Source organism: Nostoc sp. CALU 546, from assembly GCF_048836525.1.
On sequence record NZ_JAWJTF010000343.1, the window covers coordinates 1 to 2023 of the forward strand.

A 2023-nucleotide genomic window follows, 5' to 3' on the forward strand; every position below is an offset into this window, starting at 1 on the left:
TTGACAATTCGGAATATTCGCCTTTGGGATCAGCGACCACTGTTAGAAACGAACCGTCAGTTGCAACAAATTCGACCGTATTATCGGTTTCCCGATGCCGATATTGATCGGTATACTCTGAAAACAGATGTAATTTCCCGCCGACCATCAGCCCCTCGAAACCCACCAGAACCTCAGCCGGAAGGAAGTGAATCAACGGAAAGGCGGCAGGTATTAATTGCAGCACGAGAATTAGACTACACTGGCGTACCACAGGAAGCTCAAACATGGGTTAACCGCCATTTAATTTATACCCACGGTTTCGGGTTTACTGTTAGCCCAGTTAATACAGTCGGGCCGGGTGGGCTACCAGAATATTTTATCAAAGATATTAGCGGTGATAGTAGCGCTCTGACAACCTCCAGTGAAGCCATTCGTGACAGTATTCCCATTGGACAACCCCGAATTTATTACGGTGAAATCGCCAATACCTACGTAATGACTGGCACAAGAGTTCGAGAGTTAGATTACCCCAGTGGTAGTGACAATGTTTATAACTCTTACAATGGTGTGGGTGGCGTTGAAATCGGTTCAGCATGGCGACGGTGGTTATTTGCCATGTATTTGAAAGATTGGCAAATGGTGCTAACGCGGGACTTTCTGCCAGAGACAAAGCTGTTACTGCGGCGAAATGTCAAGCAAAGAATTCGAGCGATCGCACCTTTTCTTAAATTTGACAGTGATCCTTATTTAGTAGCTGCTGCGGCTAATGAAGATTTCCCCAAAAATCCTAGTTATCTTTACTGGATTGTTGATGCGTATACAACAAGCGATCGCTATCCCTACTCAGACGCAGGTAGCGATAGTATTAACTACATTCGTAACTCGATCAAGGTAGTGATTGATGCTTATAACGGCAGTGTAAATTTTTATATTGCCGATCCCAGCGATCCAATCATTGTCACTTGGTCAAAAATATTTCCCAATACCTTCAAACCGCTCAATGCTATGCCAGTTAGTCTCCACAGTCATATCCGCTATCCTGTGGACTTCTTTAAAATTCAATCTGAGCGGTTGATGACCTATCACATGACTGACCCACAGGTATTTTACAACCGGGAAGACCAGTGGCAGATTCCTAACGAAATCTATGGCAGTGAAACTCGTCCGGTAGAGCCGTATTATTTGATTACTAGTCTACCCACTGTACCTTTTGAGGAATTTATTCTGCTTCTACCCTACACTCCCAGACAGCGGACTAATTTAATCGCTTGGTTAGCGGCGCGATCGGATGGTGAAAACTACGGTAGATTATTTTTATATACTTTTCCCAAAGAAAGACTAGTTTACGGGACAGAGCAAATCGAGGCACGGATTAACCAAGACCCAGTAATTTCTCAGCAAATTTCCCTGTGGAATCGCCAAGGGTCGAAAGCCATTCAAGGCAATTTACTAGTAATTCCCATTGAGCAATCCCTGCTGTATGTCGAGCCGATCTATCTAGAAGCCACACAGAATAGTCTACCAACTCTGGTGCGGGTAGTTGTGGCTTACGAAAACCGGATTGTCATGGCCCAAACCTTAGAACAAGCATTGCAGGGAATTTTTAAACCAGAAGTCACACCAGCCCCGGCAATTATCCGTCCCTTTGAAGAAGCAGCCCCACCAGGTTAAGATATTTTAGGACTAAATAGTTACATAGCAGATCACAGTGAGCGATCGCCATTAACAAAATTTATTGCAACAGCCATAGTTTAATAGTTCAACATAATGTCATAGACACTAAAAGTTAATGAACATGGTACAAAGTAACCAACTAGAGATTCGCCACATTAGCCCTAAAGTGAGGCAGTTGATTAAAATGTACGCCGATGTTAATAACTGTACGCAATCTGAGATGCTGGAGCGCATTGTTTTGGAGTGGAACGCCCAACAAAGCGAAAGCGAAAGACCGCCAGGAGACGAAGATGAATAGCTTTTTGATACAACCCCTAATCCGTTTCGAGCGAAAGGTTTTCTTTAACTAATTCTGACAGTTTAAGTT

2 protein-coding genes are annotated in these 2023 nt (G+C 43.6%); both read left to right on the top strand.

Annotated elements, in window-relative coordinates; genetic code table 11:
* On the top strand, nucleotides 1-1653 hold a 1653-nt coding region (locus RRG12_RS43505; RefSeq protein WP_420763315.1), incomplete at its 5' end, for a UPF0182 family protein.
* Nucleotides 1654-1771: 118 nt separating this feature from the next.
* Complete coding sequence (locus tag RRG12_RS43510; protein WP_069071843.1) at nucleotides 1772-1954, top strand: hypothetical protein; 183 nt, start codon at nucleotides 1772-1774, stop codon at nucleotides 1952-1954.
* The last annotated feature ends 69 nt before the right edge of the window (nucleotides 1955-2023 follow it).

What these genes read in the sequence shown, in the direction of transcription:
- RRG12_RS43510 (WP_069071843.1), top strand. Translation starts at nt 1,772, where the DNA reads ATGAACATGGTACAAAGTAACCAACTAGAGATTCGCCACATTAGCCCT.